This window comes from Galbibacter sp. (assembly GCF_048266365.1).
GTDB lineage: Bacteria > Bacteroidota > Bacteroidia > Flavobacteriales > Flavobacteriaceae > Galbibacter.
Genome location: NZ_JBLWZP010000004.1, coordinates 149,950 through 168,855 on the forward strand (window position 1 = coordinate 149,950; position 18,906 = coordinate 168,855).

21 protein-coding genes are annotated in these 18,906 nt (G+C 37.9%); 11 read left to right on the forward strand and 10 right to left on the reverse strand.

What is annotated here, in order from left to right:
* The first annotated feature begins 76 nt into the window (after positions 1-76).
* Positions 77-916, forward strand: a complete 840-nt coding sequence (locus ACN0TV_RS07840; protein ID WP_417361782.1) for a hypothetical protein — start codon at positions 77-79, stop codon at positions 914-916.
* Here ACN0TV_RS07840 and ACN0TV_RS07845 read toward each other — a convergent pair.
* Both ACN0TV_RS07845 and ACN0TV_RS07850 read right to left on the reverse strand, forming a co-directional pair.
* Complete coding sequence (locus tag ACN0TV_RS07845; protein ID WP_417361783.1) at positions 913-1,164, reverse strand: hypothetical protein; 252 nt, start codon at positions 1,162-1,164, stop codon at positions 913-915. The genes ACN0TV_RS07840 and ACN0TV_RS07845 overlap by 4 nt on opposite strands.
* Positions 1,157-1,720, reverse strand: coding sequence for a sigma-70 family RNA polymerase sigma factor (locus ACN0TV_RS07850; protein ID WP_417362207.1), 564 nt, complete (start codon positions 1,718-1,720; stop codon positions 1,157-1,159). The genes ACN0TV_RS07845 and ACN0TV_RS07850 overlap by 8 nt, the downstream gene beginning before the upstream one ends.
* A gap of 79 nt (positions 1,721-1,799) precedes the next feature.
* On the opposite strand from ACN0TV_RS07850, the gene ACN0TV_RS07855 reads away from it, so the two are divergent.
* The gene (locus tag ACN0TV_RS07855; RefSeq protein ID WP_417361785.1) at positions 1,800-2,174 is read left to right on the forward strand and encodes a rhodanese-like domain-containing protein; all 375 of its coding nucleotides are present in this window, start codon (positions 1,800-1,802) and stop codon (positions 2,172-2,174) included.
* A 4-nt stretch (positions 2,175-2,178) separates the two neighbouring features.
* Here ACN0TV_RS07855 and ACN0TV_RS07860 read toward each other — a convergent pair whose 3' ends face one another.
* Together ACN0TV_RS07860 and ACN0TV_RS07865 are read right to left on the reverse strand one after the other, a co-directional pair.
* Complete coding sequence (locus ACN0TV_RS07860; RefSeq protein ID WP_417361787.1) at positions 2,179-3,450, reverse strand: MFS transporter; 1,272 nt, start codon at positions 3,448-3,450, stop codon at positions 2,179-2,181.
* A gap of 156 nt (positions 3,451-3,606) precedes the next feature.
* Positions 3,607-4,320, reverse strand: coding sequence for a pyridoxine 5'-phosphate synthase (locus ACN0TV_RS07865; RefSeq protein ID WP_417361789.1), 714 nt, complete (start codon positions 4,318-4,320; stop codon positions 3,607-3,609).
* A gap of 273 nt (positions 4,321-4,593) precedes the next feature.
* On the opposite strand from ACN0TV_RS07865, the gene ACN0TV_RS07870 reads away from it, so the two are divergent.
* The 8 genes from ACN0TV_RS07870 to murI all read left to right on the forward strand — a co-directional run bounded on the left by ACN0TV_RS07870 (position 4,594) and on the right by murI (position 12,644).
* Positions 4,594-5,250 (forward strand): CBS domain-containing protein, encoded by a 657-nt coding sequence (locus ACN0TV_RS07870; protein WP_417361791.1) that lies wholly within the window; start codon positions 4,594-4,596, stop codon positions 5,248-5,250.
* Positions 5,251-5,286: 36 nt separating this feature from the next.
* Positions 5,287-6,174, forward strand: coding sequence for an NAD kinase (locus ACN0TV_RS07875; RefSeq protein ID WP_417361793.1), 888 nt, complete (start codon positions 5,287-5,289; stop codon positions 6,172-6,174).
* A gap of 110 nt (positions 6,175-6,284) precedes the next feature.
* The gene (locus ACN0TV_RS07880) at positions 6,285-6,980 is read left to right on the forward strand and encodes a DUF6089 family protein (protein WP_417361795.1); all 696 of its coding nucleotides are present in this window, start codon (positions 6,285-6,287) and stop codon (positions 6,978-6,980) included.
* A gap of 10 nt (positions 6,981-6,990) precedes the next feature.
* Entirely contained in the window at positions 6,991-7,728 is a 738-nt protein-coding gene (locus ACN0TV_RS07885) for an isoprenyl transferase (RefSeq protein ID WP_417361797.1), read from the forward strand.
* A 7-nt stretch (positions 7,729-7,735) separates the two neighbouring features.
* Positions 7,736-10,279, forward strand: coding sequence for an outer membrane protein assembly factor BamA (bamA, locus tag ACN0TV_RS07890; RefSeq protein WP_417361799.1), 2,544 nt, complete (start codon positions 7,736-7,738; stop codon positions 10,277-10,279).
* Positions 10,280-10,404: 125 nt separating this feature from the next.
* Entirely contained in the window at positions 10,405-11,238 is an 834-nt protein-coding gene (locus tag ACN0TV_RS07895; protein ID WP_417361801.1) for an OmpH family outer membrane protein, read from the forward strand.
* Positions 11,239-11,274: 36 nt separating this feature from the next.
* Entirely contained in the window at positions 11,275-11,784 is a 510-nt protein-coding gene (locus tag ACN0TV_RS07900) for an OmpH family outer membrane protein (RefSeq protein ID WP_417361803.1), read from the forward strand.
* Positions 11,785-11,855: 71 nt separating this feature from the next.
* Entirely contained in the window at positions 11,856-12,644 is a 789-nt protein-coding gene (gene murI / locus ACN0TV_RS07905; RefSeq protein WP_417361805.1) for a glutamate racemase, read from the forward strand.
* Positions 12,645-12,659: 15 nt separating this feature from the next.
* Here murI and ACN0TV_RS07910 read toward each other — a convergent pair whose 3' ends face one another.
* From ACN0TV_RS07910 to surE, 6 genes are all read right to left on the reverse strand, one after another.
* Positions 12,660-13,148, reverse strand: coding sequence for a dihydrofolate reductase (locus tag ACN0TV_RS07910; protein ID WP_417361807.1), 489 nt, complete (start codon positions 13,146-13,148; stop codon positions 12,660-12,662).
* A complete protein-coding gene (locus ACN0TV_RS07915; protein ID WP_417361809.1) occupies positions 13,149-13,547 on the reverse strand; it encodes a 2TM domain-containing protein in 399 nt (132 codons plus the stop codon).
* 72 nt (positions 13,548-13,619) lie between these two features.
* Positions 13,620-14,174, reverse strand: coding sequence for a C40 family peptidase (locus tag ACN0TV_RS07920; RefSeq protein WP_417361811.1), 555 nt, complete (start codon positions 14,172-14,174; stop codon positions 13,620-13,622).
* A 26-nt stretch (positions 14,175-14,200) separates the two neighbouring features.
* A complete protein-coding gene (gene lpxB, locus ACN0TV_RS07925; protein ID WP_417361813.1) occupies positions 14,201-15,313 on the reverse strand; it encodes a lipid-A-disaccharide synthase in 1,113 nt (370 codons plus the stop codon).
* A 17-nt stretch (positions 15,314-15,330) separates the two neighbouring features.
* A complete protein-coding gene (locus ACN0TV_RS07930; RefSeq protein WP_417362209.1) occupies positions 15,331-15,612 on the reverse strand; it encodes a hypothetical protein in 282 nt (93 codons plus the stop codon).
* A complete protein-coding gene (gene surE / locus ACN0TV_RS07935) occupies positions 15,605-16,384 on the reverse strand; it encodes a 5'/3'-nucleotidase SurE (RefSeq protein WP_417361815.1) in 780 nt (259 codons plus the stop codon). Before surE ends, ACN0TV_RS07930 begins: the two co-directional genes overlap by 8 nt.
* Positions 16,385-16,664: 280 nt before the next feature.
* On the opposite strand from surE, the gene ACN0TV_RS07940 reads away from it, so the two are divergent.
* Positions 16,665-18,851, forward strand: coding sequence for a carboxy terminal-processing peptidase (locus ACN0TV_RS07940; protein ID WP_417361817.1), 2,187 nt, complete (start codon positions 16,665-16,667; stop codon positions 18,849-18,851).
* Positions 18,852-18,906 lie beyond the last annotated feature (55 nt).

Consider the following 18,906-nt stretch of genomic DNA (forward strand, 5'->3'; position numbering starts at 1 on the left):
AAATACATATTATATTTCTTTAAAAAAGTACTTTTGAATTGCCTTTGTTTAAAGTTTTAAACAACTTGTTAGGAAATTGCAAATTATAAGCGGCATTTGGAGAATGGGATGGTTGAAAAAGATTTATAATTTTTATCTGGATGCTAATATACATGTGGCCTTGGGCGTATACGCATTAGTGCAGGTAACCTTGATAGAATACCAACTGCCTTATGATAGGTCCATCAGTTTTGCGTTGTTTTTTGGAACCATAGTAGAATATGGATTTATTAAATATGCTTCACTTGCTAAACATTATCTTTTTCTCAAACAGCAATACCTGAGATGGATACAGCTTTTTAATTTTACATGCGCTGTAATTGCCATGTATTTTGTGAGCGAATTGAATATGAAAACGGTAATTGCTGCAGCCGCCTTGGTCTTGGTTGCATTTTTATATGTGGTACCTTCGTTGACCACAAAGAAAAATCTTAGAAACTTAAAGGGAATAAAAGCATTTGTGGTCAGTTTGACTTGGTCAGTTTCGACCGTCTTATTGCCGCTACTCAATAGTGATATCCTTATTACATCGGAAGTGTTCATTGATTTGGTACAACGTTTTTTGTTTGTCCTGGCTCTAATGATTCCTTTTGAAATTAGGGATTTGAAATTTGATGAACCAAATTTGAGAACCATACCTCAGGTGATCGGTGTTGGTGGATCGCGACTATTGGGAGTGGTGTTACTGGTCTTTTTTGTGCTATTTGGGTTTCTGCAAACTAATATAAACGCTACCAGTCTATATGTGGAGTGGGGAATAGCTTTTTTGTTGTTAATTGCTCTGCTATTTACCAGAGCAGATCAATCCAAGTATTATGCTAGTTTTTTTGTGGAAGGAATCTCAATTGTATGGTGGATAGGATTGTTACTGCTTTAGGAAAACCCATCAATTTTACGTTTCATCTCAACTTTCTTTTCATTGTCCAAAGTTTTTATTTTTGCCTCTTTACACAATTGAGTCAAATCAGAATTCTTTTTAGAATATGATTGGGTAGCCCTACACCACATTTGTCGAAACCTAAGTTTCAATCTTTCGATAAGAGTCGCTTCCCCATACTGCATCTTATCACATATTTGTTTTGCCTCTTCACACGAGGGCAAAAGCGATTTCTTTTTTTTACTCATTTTTATACCAATTATTTTCCAAGCAATCCATTAAACTTGTTCGAGCTCTATGGATGATGACCCATAGATTAGACGCTGTGATATTCAATTCTTTACAAATATCTTCTGTCTCCATACCCTGAATGGTTTTCTTGATAAAGACTTCCGCTTGTTTTTTGGGAAGTTTTGTTAAACAATCTTGAATAGCCAAACCTAGTTCTTTATTTTCTAATGCATTCTCTGCGTTTAGGTCACTATTGTCTGCTACTTTTTGTTCTAACCAAGAGCCTTCTTGTTCGCCGTCAAAGTTTAAATCCATCTTGACTTCCGCCTTTCCTTTGTTGGAATTGATTTTGCGGTAATGGTCTATGATTTTTCGTTTCAAAATGGAGATTAACCAAGTTCTCTCAGCTGCTTCTCCTTTGAAGTTTTCTGCAGATTTTAAACCAGCCAAAAAAGTATCTTGTACCAAATCTTCAGCGACGATAGTGTCATTTACTCTGGAAATTGTGTAGTTGAATAGGTAGTCCGCATAGAGATCCACCCATTTAGAAGGATTTAACTTGTGTTTTGGCACGGTTGTGAAAGTTTCCTTCAAATGTAAAATAAAAAGTTTAAATACTACCTTTGTAGTGAATTAAAAAAATATAAAAGCAATGAGAATTTTGGTCCTACTGACGCTTTTTCTAACAGGCGCCATGATGTCAGCACAGTTTAAATCCGTTCCTATCTCTACTTTGGAAGGCGATGAGAGTGAGCAAGGGATCTTAATTGATGTGAGAACGGAAGAGGAGTACAATCAAGGTCATCTTTGTGATGCATTGAACGTCGATTTTAAAGCAGAGGATTTTGAGGCTAAAATTCAAGAGCTTGATAAATCTACAGCTGTTTACCTATATTGTAAGACAGGAGTTAGAAGCAAAGATGCTGCGACTTTGCTTCAGGAATTAGGGTTTGAAAATATTATCAATCTTGAAGGTGGGTATACTGCATACATAGAAGAGAGTGGAAAGCCATGTTCAGGGACGTGAGTGTCTAAGAATTGTAAACTGTAGTATTAGATTCAGTTTCAGGTAGCTCGCTCTGATGGCCTAGAGTTAGCATTTCTTTATTAAAGAATGACCATATTCCGATCATTACAACGGCAATTCCCAGTATTATGAATGTAATGTTAATTCCAATGGTATCGGCAAGAAATCCGGTCGCTAACAATCCAATGAGCGCCGGGAGTAACGTAATACTAAAGAACATGGAAAATACTCTTCCAAGGAGAAAGGGGTCGATGTTTTGTTGTATTATACTGGTAAAGCATGCATTATAGATTGCTCCTGCTATTCCCGAGAGCGCCGTTAGGCAGGCGAATATCCAGAATGCCCAATTGGGTAATATACCGGAGATTGCAAAAGCCAACCCCATGATTACATAGCTGGAATTAATTAGAGTAACTCTATTGGTTTTTAGTTTGAAAATTCCTAGAACGCTACCTCCGATTAACATGCCAATACCCCAATTAGCCTCTACAATACTCATTTGGAATGCGTCACCGCTAAAATGTTCCAGTGTCATTAAAGGAAATAAAACGGCTATGGGCATAATACAAAAAGTGGCAAGGGTTGAAAACAAAAACAAAAAGGCTATACCCGAGTTAGAAGTAATTGCCCGTACTCCTAATCGAATTTCAGAGGTCAGTTGACCAAAGCCTTTGGATGTTGGTATTGTTGGTGAAGGATGTGGGATTTTTACAAGTAGCAAGGATACTATTGCAAAAACGGCGCCGATGATATCGATATACATTACATAAGCAATATCCATTAGTCCGATAGCCAGTGCTCCCAATGCAGGACCTGCAATGTTAGATATCGATTGAATGATTTGATTTATGCCGGCAACCCGAAGTAATTCAGATTTTGGCGTAAGCATTGGGATGGCAGCCTGCATAGCCGGCATGTGAAATGCTGAACCGGCGGATCTAAAGGCTAATAATACGTAGATTAGCCAATAGGCTACATTCCCAAAATGAAATAAAAGAGCGATTATCAAGGTGCAAAAAGCAATAAAGCTGTCGGCAAAAATCATAGTCTTTCTACGGTCCCATCGATCTACATAAACACCAACAAATAAACCGATGATAGACTGTGGTAGTAAGGCTGCAATAGCTGCATAGGCTAATACTTCTGCAGATCCGGTTTCGATACTTAACCAAATGATGATCGCAAAATTTACAAGGGAACTACTGATCAAGGATAAAAATTGTCCTGTCCAAATAATTCCAAAGGTACGCTTCCATTCTGACTGGATTTCAGGCATTACTTTTGAAAATATGTTTCTGTAAGATGTATTATCTCAATAATGGTTGCTTTTAGCACGACAACACAAAACTTTTGCAAGAGGATGCTTTAGTTGTATTGAGGTGTTATTTCAGAATATCTAGTTTTAAGTAGATGCCTGGCGAAGGGCAATATATTACTTCAAACGATGTAAATACATTTGAATAACATTTTCCAATCCAAGATATAAGGATTCTGAAATAAGGGCATGTCCTATGGATACCTCTAATAGATTTGGAATGTTTTGTTTGAAAAACGCTGTGTTCTCTAAATTCAAATCATGACCGGCATTAATGCCTAAACCTACTTCGTTAGCCATTTTTGCTGCAGTAATATAAGGTTCAATGGCAGTTTTGTCTCCTTGTTCAAATGCGCTGGCGTAGCCTTCTGTATAGAGTTCTATACGATCAGTGCCTGTTTGAGCTGCGCCCTGAATCATGGCAACATCAGGATCTACGAAAATAGAAGTACGGATATTGTTTTGTTTGAACTCTTGAATGATTTCAGATAAGAAATCTTTGTGCTTGACGGTATCCCAACCAGCGTTTGAAGTAATCGCATCTTCTTCATCGGGCACTAAGGTAACCTGAGCAGGTTTTACCTCTAAGACTAATTTGATAAAATCATCAATAGGATTTCCTTCGATATTGAATTCCGTAGTGATTACTCCGGGAAGATCTCTTGTATCTTGGTATCGGATATGGCGCTCATCCGGTCTTGGGTGGACAGTGATTCCTTGAGCACCAAAGGACTCAATGTCACGGGCTACTTTTAAAAGATCAGGTACATTTCCTCCTCTGGAATTACGAAGGGTTGCTATTTTGTTGATATTAACACTTAACTTGGTCATAAGGATGTTCTTCTAAGTACGCTACTCTAGTTAAACGGTGCTTTTTGCACACTGTAATTTCGATTGCGAAGATACTCAAAAATTAACATTCTTACACAGAATTATCAGTAGCATTGACTTCTTTAGTAGCTACTATTGGTACCTTTTTGCTACTTTTACTTTAAAGCACGACACCGCTGTAAAACTTACTTGAGATTAACAGCGGTAAAATACAAACTAAAGCCTGCTATATTTAAGCAGAAAATCATTAATTTGCGGTTCAATACTATTGCGATGAATTTACATTCCTATATAAATAATGACGTACTTCCGTTATTGCCGAATTATCCGGTAAAAATGGTGCGTGGAATGTTCTCTGACTGTACTTATACGCATATCCCTGTGGTAGAAGATCACAAATTGCTCGGTACGATTTCAGAAGATGATGTGCAGGGTTTCGATCCTGAGAAGCGAATGAGTGATTATTTATATGTACTGGATCTTTTTTTCGTTAGAAAAACTACAAACTGGATTGATGTTCTAGAAGCCTTTGCAAAGTTTAACGCCAATGTGATGCCTATTTTGGATGAGCATAATACCTATGTAGGTTATTATGAGCTCGTCGATATTATGAGTCTGTTTAAAGAAACACCTTTTTTAAACGAACCGGGTGGTGTTATCATTGTAGAAAAAGGGCATAAAGATTATTCATTTAGTGAGGTTTCTCAAATAGTTGAGAGTAACAATGCAAAACTTCTAGGTGCGTTTATCTCAGATGACAAGGATGATGTCACTCAAATCAGCATGAAGGTTGGTGGAAGCGGGCTTTCTGAAATCATACAGACCTTTAGAAGGTACAGCTATAAAATAGTGGCAGGTATTGAAGAGGATTCCTATATTGAAGGACTTAAGGAACGATCGGATTATTTAAATAAATTTCTTGAAATATAATTATAATAACGCTTGTGTTATAAACAGAGATACTACATGAAAATAGGAGTTTACGGGCAATATTATAAGGAGGATTCCAAAGACTGTGTCACCAATCTGCTTAACTTTCTTAGTAAAAATAATATCGAGGTACATATTGAGGCTAACTATTTAGGGCAACTTGGAAAGTTCCTTAAAGTTGAACAAACCTATAAAACCTTTACTGGTTTTGAAGATCTCGATGATACATTCGATGTGTTTTTAAGTGTTGGAGGTGATGGTACTATGTTGAGTACGGCTTTGTTTGTTAGAGATCTCAATATACCAATACTCGGAATAAATACAGGTCGTTTAGGATTTTTGGCTACTGTTCAAAAGGACGATGTCGAAAAGGCCATGGAAGAATTGTTAGAGCGACAATACTTGGTTGAGGAAAGAGCACTTTTGCAGGTGAGTACCAGTGATGGAAAGATTGAAGATCAAACTATAGTGAATTTTGCACTCAATGAGGTGACAGTGGTTCGAAAGAATACCACCTCCATGATTACCATAGATACTTGGCTTGATGAAGAATATTTGACCTCCTATTGGGCAGATGGACTTATTTTAGCCACCCCAACGGGTTCTACAGGATATTCGTTGAGTTGTAATGGGCCGGTGATCGCACCGAATACAGATGCTTTTGCGTTAACACCCATTGCTCCTCACAATTTAAATGCACGCCCTTTAGTAATTCCGGATGAAACCAAAGTGAAATTAAGAGTCTCCGGTCGGGAGGATCAGTATTTGATCTCTTTAGATTCTCGATTAGCGACCTTAAATAACGATACCGACGTTTTTATAGAACGCGCGCCTTTTACCATTAAATTGATTCAGTTAAGAGATGAAAGTTTCTTAAAAACCCTTAGGCAAAAATTGCTGTGGGGTGAAGACAGACGTAATTAATAGCCCTGATTAACATTAATTACTTAACCGTGATGTTTTTTATAGTATAATAATAGCAAGTTACTATATATAAAATATCAGAATGTATATATTTGCAAACTTTGAAAGGTATGAATTTTAGAATCTTAGCCATACTATTTATGCTGTCTACAAGCCTGTCAAGCGCTCAGATGTTTGAGATTGGTGGATTTGTAGGAGGAAGTAACTACATCGGCGATGTAGGATCTTCATGGTATATAAAACCCAATAGTTTAGCTGTTGGAGGAGTGTTTAAATGGAATGCCAGTGAACGCTATGCGTACAGGGCATCAGTTACTTTTTCAACACTGCATGCATCTGATAAGGATTCTGATACCTTTGGAAGGTTTGATCGTGGATTAAGTTTTTCGAATAGGGTTTTTGAAGGTGCTTTGGGTATGGAATTTAATTTTTGGGAATTTGACCTAAGCCCGTTTTCCAGGTCCGTAACACCGTATATTTACGGAGGCGGTGCAGTGGTACGGTATGATGAGCTATATTACGCTAACCTGAATCCTGGAGAAGTTGCAAAAGTTACAGTAGGAAGCGAAAAAAAAACTACTTTTGCCATCCCGATGGCCTTGGGAGTAAAAGCTAAGATTAATACGCGGTTTGTATTAGGAGCAGAAATAGGATTACGCTATACCTTTACTGATAATTTGGACGGGAGTTACCCGAGCGATGCGGCTAAAAGGTTTGGCAATGTTTTAAGCGATGACTGGTATGTGTTCTCCGGGTTTACGTTAACCTATACATTTGGAAAAGAGCCGTGTTATAGCTGTTTTTGATTGATTAATAATGAATGAAGATATAATTAATAAGGATAAATTACCAAAGCATATTGCCATTATCATGGATGGTAATGGGCGATGGGCAAAACAAAAGGGGAAACTCAGAGTCTTTGGTCACGAGAATGGCGCAAAGGCAGTGAGGGAGATCGTTGAAGCATGTGGAAGCCTAGGTATAGAGAATTTAACCTTGTATACATTTTCTACCGAGAACTGGAACAGACCAAAACTGGAGGTAGAAACATTAATGCGATTGTTGGTTTCTTCACTGAGAAAGGAGTTGAAAACCCTCCAAAAAAACAACATTAAACTTAAGGCCATCGGAAGCGTTGAAAGTCTTCCATCCTTGGCGCAAAAAGAATTGTTAGAGGTCATTGAAAAAACCAAAGACAATTCGAGAATGACACTCACCCTGGCACTTAGTTACGGGTCTAGAGAAGAACTTAAAAATGCAGTAGTACAGATTAGTACGAAAGTTAAAAATAATATAATTTCTCCTGATTCTATTGATGAATCGATTATAAATAATCATCTTTACACGCATGATTTGCCTGATGTAGACTTGTTAATTAGAACAAGTGGGGAGCGCAGGATTAGTAATTTTTTACTTTGGCAAATAGCTTATGCAGAATTGTACTTCACCGATACGCTTTGGCCCGATTTCACCAAGGAGGATTTGTGCGAGGCAATTGTAAATTATCAAAACAGAGAACGTAGATTTGGAAAGACAAGCGAACAACTTAACTAAGAATATCATGTGGAAGCGATATTTGGGTATCCTTTTATTATTACTAACCTATACAGAATACGCAAGTGCACAAGATACTACCTTTGATAAGGGAGAGGAATACATTCTTGGAGGTATAGAGGTCACCGGAGTGAAGAGTTATAACGACCAGAGTGTTATTAGTTATACCGGATGGAGAATTGGACAAAAGATTACTGTTCCGGGAGAGGAAATTAGTGATGTGATCAGTAAGCTTTGGGGTCTTAACTTTTTTAGCGATATCAATATCTATAAAACTAAAATTGTAGGCGATAAAATTTATCTTGAAATTAATGTTGTCGAACTTCCAACCTTGGCTGATGTAAAAGTTACAGGGATTAAGGAAAGAAAGGTTGAAGATTTGATCAAAGAGGCGGACCTTAAAATAGGTAAAAAAGTTACCGAAGGTTTCCTCGCTAACACAAAGAGCTTTCTGACCAACAAATACAAAAAAGAAGGATTTCTCAATACCAAGGTAAATATCAATACGATTAAAACGGACACTGTCGAAACCAATAACGAGGTAAAAATGGTAGTGGCTATTGATAGAGGTGAGAAAGTTAAAGTTGGTAATATCGAATTTCACGGCAACGAAAAGTTATCGGATAAGAAGTTGCGTAAAGCAATGAAAAATACCAAGCAAAAGGTCTTCGGTCGTTTTTGGAAAAAATCTAAATTCATTCCAGAAGATTTTGATGTTGATATAACTTCTGTAATTGATACATATAAAGAAAACGGTTACCGTGATGCTCGAATTATATCCGATACTATTGTTCGTCAGAGCGATAAAACTGTAGATATAGACGTTACTCTTGAGGAAGGGAATAAGTATTATTTCGGAGAACTTGACTTTGTTGGAAACACCGCTTATTCTGATCAGCAATTGGGAAGAATCCTAGGTCTTAAAAGGGGTGACGTGTACAACGGAGTATTGTTTGATAAACGAATTGAGGATAATACCAAACCCGATGGTAATACCATAGCAAACCTCTACCAGAACAATGGTTATTTGTTTTCACAAATCAACCCGGTAGAAGTTTCTGCAAAGAATGATACTATCGATTTTGAGGTACGTATCGTTGAAGGTAAATTGGCGTATTTCCAAGAAGTAACTGTCTCAGGAAACGAAAGAACCAATGACCATGTTATCTATAGAGAACTTAGAACACGTCCTGGACAATTGTACTCCAAAGAAAACGTTGTCCGAACCATACGAGAATTAGGACAGCTCGGTTATTTCGATCCTGAAACCATAGACCCTCAAATTAAAGATGCCAACCCAGAAACGGGTACTGTTGGTATTAATTATGCATTGACTGAAAAAGGATCCAGCCAAATTGAATTACAAGGTGGTTACGGTGGAGGTGGTTTTATCGGAACCGTTGGGCTTTCCTTTAATAACTTCTCAATCAGAAATATTTTAAACGGAAAGGAATACAAACCTGTTCCGATGGGAGATGGTCAAAGATTGTCACTGCGTCTACAAGCAAGTAGATTCTTCCAAACCTATAGTTTCTCTTTTGTAGAGCCTTGGTTGGGAGGTAAAAAACCGGTTCAGTTCTCCACCTCTGTATCCAGAACATTACAGTTTAGATATAATCCAAGAACTGGGGATGCCGATAAAGATCAACGTTTCGTAATTACAGGTGCTACGGTAGGACTTGCAAAAAGATTACGTTGGCCTGATGATCACTTCCAGCTTTCTCATGCCTTGAGTTACCAACATTATGACCTCCAAAATTATAACACATCCTTGTTTACCTTTGGAAATGGTTATTCTCACAACCTTGCATATACCATTGCACTGAGTCGTAATAACACATATGTCAACCCTATTTTCCCAATGGGAGGATCGGAGTGGAATATTAGTTTGAAACTCAGCCCGCCATATTCGTTATTTAACAATATTGATTATGCGAATCTAGGCGATGATCCTAAATACCAGATGATCAATTCACAGAATCAGGTGGTTCCTGATCAACCAAAAATAGATCAGGAAAAATACAAATGGCAGGAATTCTACAAAATTAAATTCTCAGGAAACTGGTATACCAATATCGTTGCAAAACTAGTATTGAAAACTGGAATCGAATTTGGTTTCTTAGGTGCTTACAATGATGAAAGAGGTGTGATTCCTTTTGAGCGTTTCTTCTTAGGTGGGGATGGTCTTGGAAATTATACACTGGACGGTAGGGATAATATATCTCTAAGAGGGTATCCTAACCAATCCCTATCAGGTATTGATGGATCAACAGTGTATAATAAGTTCTCATTGGAACTCAGATATCCGATCACTTTAAAACCAACAGCTTCGATTTATGGATTGACCTTTGTTGAAGGAGGTTCGGCATACGATACCTTTAGCCAATACAATCCGTTTAATTTAAAACGATCAGCCGGTCTAGGGGTACGTATATTTATGCCTGCGTTTGGATTGTTGGGGATAGATTTCGGATATGGATTTGATCCAGTTCCAGGTGAAGTTGAAGCAAGCGGTTGGCAAACTCACTTTATTATAGGTCAGCAATTTTAAAATTTGGCACGATATTTTCTATATTTAAGTAGTTTCCGTTTTTTAGTTGAAGTCGTACATTGGATGCATGATATATAATTTTTTTTTAGTTTCTTCGTATTCTATATGTAATTAAACCTAAAACTATGAAACCAACTACCGTTCTTTTAGTATTGTTATTATCTATAGGGTGCTTTGCAGTTAATGCTCAAAGAGGTGTTCGTCTTGGATATGTGGATATGGACTATATCTTAGAGAATGTTGAAGAATACCAGACGGCTAACCAACAATTGGCCAAGAGAGTTCAGAAGTGGAAGCTTGAGGTAGAGGAGCAGCAGGCGAGCATCGCACAAATGCGTAGTGATCTTGCAGCAGAGAAGGTGTTGTTGACCAAAGAACTCATACAAGAACGCGAGGATGAAATCAATGCACTTGAGCTTCAAATGAAGGACTATCAACAAGATAGGTTTGGGCCTCAAGGGGATTTAGTCCGACAACGAAGCCAATTGGTGAAGCCGATTCAGGATCAAGTTTTTAGTGCTGTGCAGGAAATTGCAGCGAACAAAAACTTCGATTTTGTTTTTGATAAGTCTGCTGATGTTGTTATGTTGTACTCCGATAAGCGTTATGATATTAGTGATCAAGTATTGCGCAGTATCAATGCCACTAGAAAAAGGGGAGGCGTAACTGGAAACAGTGCTCTGGAAAAATATGAAGAGAAAGAACCGAATCCTGAACTGCTCAAACGTCAAAAGGCCTATGAAGAAAAGAAAGAGGATCGGGCAGCGGAGATAGAGGAAAGACGGGCTGAGAAATTAAAGGAAATTGAAGCGCGTAAAAAGGCTTATGAAGAGCGAAGAAAGAAGATGTTGGAGGAGCGAGAAGCTAAAAGACAAGAAAAATTAGAAGAAAGAGCTAGGCTCATAGAGGAAAATAATAATTCAAACAGTAAGGTAAACGACCAGGGCGTTGACGATTAATTAACAAGTAACACAATTTAGAAATTTTTGAAAACCATGAAACAGTTTAAAACATTAGTAATTGCGGTTGTATTGGCCGTAGGTTCAGTAGGTTTTGCTAGCGCACAGAGTAAGGTAGCTCATGTTGATGTACAGCAATTGGTGACTGATATGCCGGAGATGAAAGCAGCACAAGCAGAATTACAAAAACTACAAGGCACATATAAAACTGATATTGACGCGAGTTATCAAGCTCTTCAAAGCAAAATGAAGACATATCAGGCTGAAGCCGGTACAAAATCTCAAGAAGAGAACCAAAAACGTGCTCAAGAAGTTGATGGAATGCAACAAAACATTATGCAAGCCCAACAACAAGCCCAACAAGAACTTCAACAAAAAGAATTGGAGTTGTTAAAACCAATTCTAGAAAAAGCTAATGCTGCGATTTTAAAAGTAGGTAAAGCTCAAGGCTTTGATTATGTCCTAGATGCATCAAACGGTTCAGGAGTTATTCTTGCTGATGGAAAAGATCTTTTGGCTGATGTTAAAAAGGAACTTGGATTTTAAGACACTATTTTTAGTACAATATTCAATGAACTGTCTATATTTACATAGGCAGTTTTTTTAATTATAAGCAGGTGAACTCTAATCCGATTGGTATTTTCGATTCTGGACTGGGCGGACTTTCCGTCTGGGAGGCGCTATATGATTTGATGCCTAAGGAGTCTATGCTGTATTTAGCAGATAGTAAATACGCTCCTTATGGGCATAGACCCCAAAGTGAAATCATCCAGCTCAGTATAAAAAACATGGATTACCTGCTTGACCATGGATGTAAAATCGTTGTGGTTGCCTGCAACACTGCCACGACTAACGCTATTGATGTGTTACGGCAATCCTACAGTATACCTATTATTGGGATAGAGCCTGCCATTAAACCTGCTGCTTTGAATTCCAAGACCGGAGTGGTGGGTGTGCTGGCAACAAGAGGAACCTTGGCCAGTAGCTTGTTTACAAAGACTGCAGCCTTATATGCTAAAGATCGTAAGGTTATTGAGCAATACGGTGATGGATTGGTTACGCTGATTGAAGCAGGGGAGGTGGAATCAGACCAAATGCATGACTTATTGCTCAAGTATTTAAACCCTATGATTAGTGCAGGGATTGATTACCTCGTATTGGGTTGTACCCATTACTCGTTTCTGCGTAATCAGCTTGAAGCTATACTTCCTCCCGAGGTCAAAATCATCGATGCAGCAGCTGCAGTGGCTAGACAGACTAAGAACGTATTAAAAGCGCATGATTTGCTCAGTGATGGGATGCATCAGCCTAGACTTAGGTTCTATACCAATAAAGACCGCAGCGTCATGCAACGCTTTTTACAATCCCATCCTACCCATAAAATTATTGAACAAGTGGATTTCTAGTCAGCTTTTTTTAGTCTATTTTTTTCGAACGTAAGTAAGGTAGCTGAAAGCATATTTATGCCGATTATCTTGAGGGTGTTGTTCTTTAGCAATAAGCTCCCACTTCGCTAAATCAATCTCTGGAAAAAAAGTGTCCGCTTCCACTGAGGTATGAACTCTTGTAAGTTCTATTTTATCAGCGAGGTCCATAGCTTGTTTATAGATCTCTCCTCCGCCTATAATAAAAGGCTGTGAGTTATTTTGAGCTGCTTTTAAGGCGGTTTCTAAGCTATGGACTACAATGCAGTTGCCAACGGCTTTAAAGTCTTGTCTTCGCGTAATAATGATGTGGGTACGGTTTGGTAATGTCCCCGGTAAACTTTCAAAGGTTTTGCGTCCCATAATGATGGGATGTCCACTGGTAAGTTCCTTAAATCTTTTGAAATCATCAGGTAGATGCCAAACCAGATCGTTATCTTTTCCTAGTGCGTTATTTTCAGCTGCAGCTGCTATGATGGTAATCATTTAATTCAATGGATTTTCAGGGTTCCTACTAGTATTAGTCGCGGCTTTTTCAATTTCTTCTTGAATTTTGGCTATTTTATTTTTTTGAAGAATCACCAACTTTTCACGTTGTTCTCTTTCCCATTTTTTACCCAAAAATCTGTTAGTGACAAAGACGTTGATCAGATGTAGCAAGAATAAAAAGGTCCAAATACAAATTCCCCAAACAAACCAGTTGTATTGTACGCCATAGTTTAAAAACTTATTAGCTACAATCATAGATACACTTCCTAAAAGAAAAAGTATAAAGTGGTAGTAGAGCCGCTTTTTTTGGCGAATTCTACTTTGAGCAGTTTCAATGAGTTCGTGCTGATCGATATCTAATTCGTGTAGTCGCTTTGGATCTCTTTTGGAAAACATAGTTCTGTTATTTTTAATAAAGTTACAAAATACAACCTATTAACCGTAAAAATAATTTAAGATCCAGGGTCGTTATAGGATTCTTCTGGCCTGATTAAATGCGTAATTCCAATACCCTTCGCTGAGGGAAGATACCAGAACTCCTCTTGAAGTCGTGGAGTGGATGAATTGAATGTCGCCCCCTCGAGTACTGACCACAAGCCCTACATGGTTTATTCTTTTTTTGTTTTTACTGGTGGTGAAAAATAGCAGATCGCCTTTTTCGACCTCCTTTAACTTTATTTTTTTACCCTCTGTGGCCATTTGCGCAGATGTCCGTTGAAGTGGTATGTCATGTTCTTTAAAGGATACATACACCAATCCAGAACAGTCCATTCCTTTTCTTGTGGTTCCTCCATATCGGTATGGTGTACCATTATAATTCATAGCTGTTTTTATAATGGCATTTGATTGTTTGGATGCCTTAGATGATTTCTTGTGATTTTCTTTTTCTGGAATATCATTAGCGGTAGGCTGCATAGCGGACTGTTCAGCTTGTGGTGTTGTTCCACTTACTGATATTGATCGTTGTTTGGATTTACATCCAATAAGACTAATAAAAAGAACTGCTATAAATAAATTTCTCATGTTGTTATTTTGGGCTTTCAGGCAAATTAAGAAATTTTATCATAAATCAATTGCGCTGTCTTTAAACTTGCTCCGTTGCCCCCTAATTTTTGTTCCAATTCAAAGTAATCTAAATACATCTGTTTTCGGACGTCTTCACTGAGTATTTTTTGCAATTCTGCCTTGAGTGTTTTTGAATTAAACTCAGATTGAATGAGTTCTTTGACCACCTCTCTGTCCATAATTAAATTGACCAGAGAAATGTATTTAAGTGTGATGATGCGTTTTGCAATTTGATAGCTAATCCAGTTTCCTTTATAACAAACCACCTCTGGCACTTTGAATAATGCCGTTTCTAAAGTTGCTGTTCCGCTTGTCACAAGTGCAGCCTTGGAGACGCTGAGTAATTCATAAGTTTTGCCACTGACAAACTGAACATTACTCTTTTTGATAAACTTAGCATAAAACTGAAAGTCTTGGCTAGGTGCCCCGGCGATGACAAATTGGTATTGCACAAAATCATCTACAATGCTGAGCATAACGCTTAGCATATTGGAGATTTCTTGCTTTCTACTTCCGGGAAGTAGTGCAATGATCTCACGTTGGTCCAGCTTATTTTCTTTTTTGAACTGATCTGGAGTAATCTGTTTGGTGTTATTGATCGCATCGAGCAGGGGGTGACCTACAAAGTGTACTGGAAAATTGTGTTTCTCTTCGTAAAATTCCTTTTCAAAAGGTAGGATGACAAACATCTCATCAATATCTCTTTTAATGGCTTCGATTCTCGATTCTCTAGAGGCCCATATCTGTGGCGATACATAATAAAAGGTTTTATATCCTAGAGGTTTTGCCCATTTGGCGATGCGTAAATTGAAACCGGAGTAATCGATAAAAATCAGTACGTCAGGCTGGTACCTTTCAATATCCTCCTTGCAATAATTGATGTTTGAAAAGATTTTTCTCAGATTGAGAAGTACCTCGAAAAAGCCCATAAAGGCTTGTTCTTTATAATGCTTAACAAGGGTAACCCCTTGTGCTTTCATCAAATCACCACCCCATCCTCTAAAAACAGCATTATCATCTAAGGTTTTAAGTGCTTTTACTAAATTGGAGGCATGCAAGTCGCCTGATGCTTCTCCAGAAATGATGTAGTATTTCACAATCTTTTAATTTAAATTCAAAACAACTTTAACAGTAGGATTATAATTGCTGTCAAAAAAGTAGCAATCAATACGCCTCTAGCTCTGTGGTCACGCTTTAATTTAATGAAGCCAAAAAAGGCTACTAAATTTAATAGTGCACCCAAGGCGAGGATACTACCTATATGACCTTGTTCTCTTGCCACTTCTAGACTGGTCGTAAAAGAAAGCTCCGAAAAAATTAAGATATAACCTATAACGCCTAAGACGTTAGCTATAATACCTACAATAAAGCCAGTAATAATTTCCTTTCTAATCATCAAACTCCCAGGTGTTTAAATCTTGGATAGTATGATGGGCTGTCAGATCAAATTGTACAGGTACCACGGAAACATAGCCGTTTTCTAATGCCCATTCATCGGTATCTTCACCCTTGTCTTGATTGACAAATTTTCCAGATAGCCAATAGTAATCACGTCCCATCGGATTGGTTCTTTTGTCGACCTTTTCTATCCAACGTGCCTTAGCTTGGCGACAGATCTTTATGCCTTTAATTTCATTTTTCTTGAGTTTAGGGAAATTTACATTTAATACCACTCCCTTTGGAATGCCATTTTTAAGGGCATTGACTGTAATGGTTTTAACGTAACTCTTTACCGCGTCGAAATCAGCTTCCCAAGAATAGTCACATAACGAAAATCCTATTGCAGGAATCCCTTCAATTCCTGCTTCAACTGCAGCACTCATGGTCCCGGAGTAAATAACATTAATCGAGGAGTTCGAGCCGTGATTGATACCACTGATGCAGATATCAGGTGTACGATTGAGTATTTCATTTACGGCAAGCTTCACACAATCTGCAGGAGTTCCGCTGCAACTGTATTCCAATTGAATATCTTGTTCATCAATTGTGATTGGGCTGCAATACAGCGTTGAGTTTAAAGTAATGGCATGCCCCATTGCGCTTTGTGGGCTATCCGGTGCTACGACTATGACGTCTCCAATCTGGTTCATGACTTCGATTAAAGCTCGCAAACCGGGAGCGGTAATACCATCATCATTGGTGACTAGGATTAAGGGTTTGTTTTTCATTATAACTTTTAATTGATAGTGCTAAAATAACGAAATTAAAGAACAAAGAAGACACTTAGATGTTTAACAAAATATTAGTTGATATTTAGGTATTTGGCACAATATTTTCTTTAATTTAGTCGTCCTTTTGCTCTGATAGTGCAAAAAGTAAATCATAAAAAGCTAAGAATTACTTTTGAGTAAAGTTTTTTCTTATATTGGAGGCATCACAGGGATAATGGTTGGGATGTAAGCCATTGCAAAATGAGGTGATATGAATCTCTGTAAAAAAAAATAATAAATGAAAAGGAATTTAGTGTATGTATTGGCGGTATTACTTATATCAGCCGCTTCGTGTAGTTTTACCAATAAGTCGTTTGATAATCCTGATAAGGATAAACTTCTCATAGATTTAATCACCTATGTGTTGGAAAACGGCCATTTTGATCCAAAGGTTTTTGATGACCAATTTTCGGAACAAGTCTACGATAATTATATCGAAAGCTTGGACCCGCTGAAACGATATTTTCTACAATCCGATATCGATGAGTTCGATAAATATCGCACTGCCATAGATGATCAAATTAAAACTTCTGACATAAGCTTTTTTAATTTGACTTATGATCGATTGATGCAACGCATGGACGAGGCTTCAGTAATGTATAAAGATGTATTGAAGACTCCGTTTGATTACAACAAAGACGAAGAAATTAATGTCGATTATGACAAGTTGACCTATGCTAAGAGTAAGGAAGAGCTATGGCAACGTTGGAGGCAACAATTAAAGTTCTCCACCCTTGAGCGCTATGTATCAGCTTTAGAAGATGCTGAAGATTCTCTTGAGACCAGTGATGATGAAATTACTGGCTACGATGTAATTGAATTGGAAGAAGCTACCGATAGTACGGCTATGCCTACTGAGGACCCCGTAGCTCTTGAGAAAAAAACCAGGGAGCTTACCCTTTCAACCCTTGGCGAGTATTTTGATTTCATGGAAGACTTAGAGCGTGAAGATTGGTTTTCAGCTTATTTGAATGCTATTGTCAGTGGTTTTGATCCTCATACGGTTTATTTTGCACCTGAGGAAAAAGAGCGATTTGATACCAGCATGTCTGGAAAGTTCGAAGGGATAGGTGCCAGACTTCAAAAGAAAAGTGACCATATTAAAATTGTAGAAATCATTTCAGGCGGACCAGCTTGGCGAGGTGATGAACTAGAAGTAGGAGATGAGATCGTTAAGGTTGGACAAGAAGGAGAACTACCAGTTAGCATCGTTGGGATGCGATTGGAAGATGCAGTAAAACTGATTAAAGGCCCTAAAGGAACTAAGGTTATACTTACCGTTAAACGGGTTGATGGATCTGTGACAGATATACAAATTGTAAGAGATGTAGTAGAGCTGGAAGAATCGTATGCGAAAACATCAGTCGTTGAAAAGAATGGCCGAATTTTTGGAGTAATTAATTTACCAAAATTCTATATTGACTTTGAAGATTATGATGGAAGAAACGCCTATTCTGATGTTGCAAAAGAGATCGAAAGAATGAAGGATGCAGGTGCAGAAGGCTTGGTACTGGATTTAAGAAACAACGGTGGAGGATCTTTAAAAACAGTAGTTGATATGGCCGGACTTTTCATTAAAGAAGGGCCAATTGTTCAAGTTAAGTCTACAGGAAAGAAAAAAGAAATATTATCAGATAACGATAAGCGCATACAATGGGATGGTCCATTGGTAATCCTAGTTAATGAATTATCAGCATCTGCTTCAGAGATTTTGGCAGCGGCAATGCAGGATTACAAAAGAGCTATTATCCTTGGGAGTAAACAAACCTATGGAAAAGGAACCGTTCAAAACATTATCAACTTAAACCAATTCCTAAGAGGAAGTAATGAGTTTGGAGATGTGGGAGCACTCAAGGTTACCACTCAGAAGTTTTACCGTATCAATGGTGGATCTACGCAGTTAGAAGGGGTAAAGAGTGATGTTATTGTTCCGGATAAATACAGCTATACCGATATGGGTGAAAAAGATCAAGAAAATCCACTTCCGTGGGATAAAATTGAGGCAGCACCGCATCAAGAATGGAGTGGGTATATTGACTACGAGCTTACGATTCAGAAAAGTAAAGAGCGCATGGCTAAAAACCCGCAATTGCAATTGATTGATCAAAATGCGAAATGGATCAAGGAACAACAAGAGGAAAAAGTATACCCTTTAAACATTGAAAACTATAAATTGGATGCCGAGAAGGACGAAGAGGCAATGAAAAGGTTTAGGCAGATCACAGAATATCAAACCGACCTGAGCTTTAAGTCGCTTCCATATGAGAAAGAATTGATGGCCCAAGACACTATTCTTAAAGAAAAAAGAAAACGTTGGCATGCAAATTTATCCAAAGACGTTTATATCGAAGAAGCTATTCACGTATTGGAGGATTTAAAACTAAGTACCATGAAAAGTGGAAAGCTTGCCAGAATAAGAGATTAATTAGTTTTTAATTACGACTAAAGCAACCGCATAGTTTTTTGGAAATTATGCGGCT

Bases quoted from the DNA above. Each gene is read 5' to 3' on its own strand.
- ACN0TV_RS07860 (WP_417361787.1), bottom strand. From the start codon at position 3,450: ATGCCTGAAATCCAGTCAGAATGGAAGCGTACCTTTGGAATTATTTGG.
- ACN0TV_RS07895 (WP_417361801.1), top strand. From the start codon at position 10,405: ATGAAACCAACTACCGTTCTTTTAGTATTGTTATTATCTATAGGGTGC.
- ACN0TV_RS07870 (WP_417361791.1), top strand. From the start codon at position 4,594: ATGAATTTACATTCCTATATAAATAATGACGTACTTCCGTTATTGCCG.
- ACN0TV_RS07845 (WP_417361783.1), bottom strand. From the start codon at position 1,164: ATGAGTAAAAAAAAGAAATCGCTTTTGCCCTCGTGTGAAGAGGCAAAA.
- ACN0TV_RS07885 (WP_417361797.1), top strand. From the start codon at position 6,991: ATGAATGAAGATATAATTAATAAGGATAAATTACCAAAGCATATTGCC.
- ACN0TV_RS07915 (WP_417361809.1), bottom strand. From the start codon at position 13,547: ATGTTTTCCAAAAGAGATCCAAAGCGACTACACGAATTAGATATCGAT.
- bamA (WP_417361799.1), top strand. From the start codon at position 7,736: ATGTGGAAGCGATATTTGGGTATCCTTTTATTATTACTAACCTATACA.
- ACN0TV_RS07900 (WP_417361803.1), top strand. From the start codon at position 11,275: ATGAAACAGTTTAAAACATTAGTAATTGCGGTTGTATTGGCCGTAGGT.
- ACN0TV_RS07930 (WP_417362209.1), bottom strand. From the start codon at position 15,612: ATGATTAGAAAGGAAATTATTACTGGCTTTATTGTAGGTATTATAGCT.
- ACN0TV_RS07865 (WP_417361789.1), bottom strand. From the start codon at position 4,320: ATGACCAAGTTAAGTGTTAATATCAACAAAATAGCAACCCTTCGTAAT.
- ACN0TV_RS07920 (WP_417361811.1), bottom strand. From the start codon at position 14,174: ATGAGAAATTTATTTATAGCAGTTCTTTTTATTAGTCTTATTGGATGT.
- ACN0TV_RS07940 (WP_417361817.1), top strand. From the start codon at position 16,665: ATGAAAAGGAATTTAGTGTATGTATTGGCGGTATTACTTATATCAGCC.
- ACN0TV_RS07875 (WP_417361793.1), top strand. From the start codon at position 5,287: ATGAAAATAGGAGTTTACGGGCAATATTATAAGGAGGATTCCAAAGAC.
- surE (WP_417361815.1), bottom strand. From the start codon at position 16,384: ATGAAAAACAAACCCTTAATCCTAGTCACCAATGATGATGGTATTACC.
- ACN0TV_RS07855 (WP_417361785.1), top strand. From the start codon at position 1,800: ATGAGAATTTTGGTCCTACTGACGCTTTTTCTAACAGGCGCCATGATG.
- ACN0TV_RS07880 (WP_417361795.1), top strand. From the start codon at position 6,285: ATGAATTTTAGAATCTTAGCCATACTATTTATGCTGTCTACAAGCCTG.
- ACN0TV_RS07910 (WP_417361807.1), bottom strand. From the start codon at position 13,148: ATGATTACCATCATAGCAGCTGCAGCTGAAAATAACGCACTAGGAAAA.